The 4,621-nt window shown below is 23.2% G+C and carries 2 protein-coding genes; both read right to left on the bottom strand.

Translation table 11 applies throughout. From position 1 onward, the window contains the following. Window positions 1–598: hypothetical protein (locus ACTHUW_RS12525; RefSeq protein WP_442213503.1), on the bottom strand; the 598-nt coding region annotated here is incomplete at its 3' end. Between the two features lie 89 nt (window positions 599–687). Next, window positions 688–4,314 (bottom strand): SIR2 family protein, encoded by a 3,627-nt coding sequence (locus ACTHUW_RS12520; protein ID WP_442213501.1) that lies wholly within the window; start codon window positions 4,312–4,314, stop codon window positions 688–690. Between the last annotated feature and the right edge of the window lie 307 nt (window positions 4,315–4,621).

The following is a 4,621-nucleotide window of genomic DNA, read 5'->3' as shown; positions in this document are numbered from 1 at the left end:
TTACTGCATCCTTATATGAATCATCTATATGATCAATATATGCGTTTTTTAGTATCTTTTTATATTTATCATTGAATTCATTAAGATTAAATCCATCATCAGTCTTTCTATCATCTTTACTAGTAACTATAGTATTAGACTGACTGATAGACTTATTATTTAATATAAAGTTATTCTCTGTAGAAATCTCTGGTAATGCTTGTACCATTTTGGCATCTTCCATTGGTTCATTTTGTGCTTGTGGATTTGCTTCTTTTGATACTTCCATTATTTCTTCTAATTCATCATAATTTATAGTATACCAAATAGTTCTATCTATTTTTAGTTTATTGAAATTACCTGTTAATAGTAGGTTTTTTTCTCTTAGCTTTTTAAAGGTTCTTTTTACAGTTTCTATACTCCAAAATGGAAATTCTTCCCTCCAAGCAGCCATGGTATTATATGTCCAATGCTTGTCCTCATTAAAGTTAATATTTTTAGCTTTATTTATCTCTATCCAATAATGAATCTGCTGAATTACTATTGCCTCATTTAATCCTATAATTTTTGCTAAATCTTTATCTATAACAAGTGGCTTATCACCAAATAATTTGCTCATAAAAATACCCCCAATTTTCTCTTTAGTACTTATATAGAAAATTTGGGGAGAAGTTACTAGTGTTTTTAAATTAAATTCAAAAAAATATATTATTGTTCAAGCCAAGGTTTTCTAATTTCTATAAATTCATTTTCATCTTCACATAATTTTTTCCATCTTAAAATCATTTCTTTTAGTTTTTCTCCTTTTTTAAACTCTTTATTATATAGTATATTTACTAATTCTGATATATAAGATTTATAAGTAATTTTATATATAATACTTTGTTCATCATCATTTTCTTCTATAATAACGTAATTTAATGATTTATCTAATAATATAATTATATATTCTGATATTACATCTATAAATTCACTATCTAATTTTTTTATAATATCACTTGCTTGAATAATTATATTATTATCATCTTCAAAAGAAGAAATAGAAATTCTAGTAAATATGAGTTTGAGCCACTCTATCTTTAAATTATCAGAGATATTAATGTTTTTAGTTGATGCTATATTATTGAAAGCCCTTATTATATCTAAAAATTCTTTGTCTCTATTATATAGTATTCCTTTAGTAACTATATTTAATATATCTTCTGTGTAATCAGAATATAAATTATACATAATTCTTAAATTTATTAAAGATATTTCTTTCTTAGATGCTAATTTAAAAAGATACTTTATTTTTTCTAGTATAATATCGCTTACTTTATTTGATTTTAATAATAATTTAGTGATTAATTGATCAGATCTTCTAATGTTATATAATGCATTACTATATGATTCTAATATATCAGGATAATTAAGATCAGTAAGATTCTCTTCAATTACATATATAATAAAATCTAAAATTTCTCTCATATCATTTTCTTTTAATTCTTGTTGAGTTATTAAGTCATCTACAAGATTTAATTTATAGTTAAATCCTATACCTATACTCCTAACACCCTTTTTTAAAGGTTTTCTTTTTTTAATCTCAGCTAAATATATAATTTTTATACTGTTTTCTAATTCATTTTTAGTTATATACTTAGAATGTGGTAATTCTAATAAAATTGAATGGTTAAAACCTTCAATCACCGGTATTTGTTCCGGTTTATAATCTGCCCAAATTATATGTTCTAATACTTCCTTATCTTGTTTATTAAAATTAATTAATAGAAAGAATAAAATTATTCTTTGAATTCTTTCTTTAGATATATTTTTTTGATTTAGATTTAAATTATCTATTATTTTTTGATATTCATCATTATTTAGTTGACTCTTCTTATTATTAACATCAATTAAAACATAAGTTATTGGATCTGGATATTCATTTCCTAATTCTTTTATCAATATAGGAAAGTCTAGTATAAGTGACATTCTGGATATAATTTCTTCATAAGTATACATATTTATTAATTCACTTATTAATTTATTCATATTTCTAAAATTTTTTAGTTTTTTACTCTTATATATATTTAAACTTAATTGTAATGCTTTATCCCTAATTTTTAGTGAACATTTCATTATTAATCTTGATATTACTTCAGGTAGTAAATTAGCAAAATAATCATAAATATTTTTAGACATAAAATAATTTTCTTCATCAATTTCTTCTAACAAGTATTCATTAATTAGATCAATAAACTGTATGACTTCCTCATCTGCTTCTTGGCAAGTAATTCCACTTAAATATTTTCTTCCATAAATATAATCAATACTTTTATATTCATTTGACTTTAAATAAATAATAAAAGCTAAGTTTGGATTATAATCTACTATCCTTCTTATAACTTCTAATAAATATTTTTTATTTTTAACATTTCCCATTATAAATGGCATCCCTGTTTCTTCTCTGAATCTCAAATAATCAAATGCTTCTAAAACTTCTTTATTATCACTTGTAAATGAAGTTTTATTTGTTATACTACCTAGTTTAAATGATAAACTAGAATGAGTATTAGGTTCTCTAATGTATTTATATTCGAAAGATTTTATATAGTATCTATTTTCTTGGAACCAATTAAATTCATTCTTTAGTATAATTTTATTTGTTATCTCTGTTTTTTCATATTGATGTTTTTTATTAAATGGTTGTATAGATTGGTTGATATAATTTATTAAGTTTACTATACACTCTTCTATAGATTGATTTCTTATAAATTCATTGTTTAGTTTTTTATATTTAATTTTTCTTAAATTATTTAAAGTATTCATTAATACTCTTTTACAATTATTATAGTCTCCAAATTCAGCCATGAGACTTATCCTTCTAAGCATCCAATAATGATCATATATATCTACATTCCATTTTAAAACTTTTTCTTTATAGTTTACTAAATTTAAAGAATATAATTCTATCATACATTCTTCATATTTTAAAAAATTTATATAGTATTCATCTAAAATATCTTTATCAATCTCATCCATTAATTTATAAAACTCATCTTTAAAGCCTAATTCACGATAACTTCTTAATGTCATGAGCTTTATTATAACAATTTTACTTTTTTGATTTCCCTCCTTATCTTTCAATTTATTTAATACGTTTACTATTATATTAATTTCTTTTTTGAAAATTGGTCTCCCACATATATCTAGAAAAATCACATATTCATATATATAGTTTATTACTTCTATTAATTCTATATCTGTATTTTTAAATTTATATAATATAGAGGTAATACTGGTCAAAATAAAGCTTATAGTATTTTTATCCTTATATTCTTTGGGTAAAACTATCCATCCAGGATAAGTGGATATTAAATTTTTAATAGCATTTGTATATTTTCTAATTTCATCTTTATTTATTTCTTTTGTTGGAGGAAGAGGTTGAATTAATATGTCTTTTGAATCACCATTTAGCCACTCAATTTTACTCTCTTCTTTTTCTAATTTATTATTTAAATATAATAAAAACTCATTTATTCTTTCTTCTCTACTTTCAATCTCCGGCCACATTTTCTTTAAATCTAAAATAACAATATTTTTCGAACTTAATTTTTCTTTTTGAATTTTATTTTCACCACTAGCAGAAATCATATATATTTTTTGGGGCACTATATTATTATAATTATCAGATAGCCACCCTAACCAATTTAAAAAATTAGGATCTGTACCAGAAAAGCCTATCATACAAAATGTATTTTCTAACAATGCTTGTTGAACAGTATTAACAAAAGGAGCATAATTTTTAGGATAAGTTCTATAATCTTCTTCCGTAATAATAAAAGGCGTATGAGAAGGAAAACTACCATGTAATTTAACAATTCTTGCATTCATTGAACTATTTATCAAACCTTCCTTGTTATTAACAAATTCATAATCATTTTTTATAATATCTTCACTTGCCCTTTCAAGTAGGGTATCATAATTAGTTGTAAATATATCTTTCCAAGGTAAATTTAACAATTCGTAATGAATTTTAGAAGGTGCATGATCCATATCAGGTAATGATTCTACAATTATGTTATTTAGTTTGTTTCTACCATACATAATCTCAACTTCTTCAGCTAATACTAGAGGGTTTAAATATTCTTTACTTTCATCTTTATTTCCATATAATATTCTATAAAATTTATCAGCTAATTCATACCAACTTAACATTTTGTTTTTTTTGCTATTATGATATTTTGAATTTTTACTAAAACCAGCCCCTACCATCACAGAAGCACTTTTATTCAATAAAGCTTGAGCAATATCTACTATATATTGTTCTTCAATATTTTCTACATCTGGTTTAATCATTTGTCATCTCCCACTAAATAGCGCATTCCAAAAACATTATTTTCTATAGAGTCCTACTCTAATATCGTTGAAAGGACTATATGTACTCTTGAAACTTGATGAATAGAAAGTAGTATATAATTAAAAGTTTATATTTACCATATCTATTTATATTTTTGCTTAATCTCTACAAACCATTCTGGAAGCACTCTATTTATTAGTATCATCATATGTTTCAATTGGCTACCTGCTTCTTGATTAGTAGCTATACCCTTATGTGGTAGGATAGTTGTCGTAAACTAATAATAGTGTATAATTAAAATATAAC

The organism is Senegalia sp. (in: firmicutes), assembly GCF_052088025.1.
Taxonomy (GTDB): domain Bacteria; phylum Bacillota; class Clostridia; order Tissierellales; family SIT17; genus Anaeromonas.
This window is presented reverse-complemented; position numbering and strand designations above follow the sequence as displayed.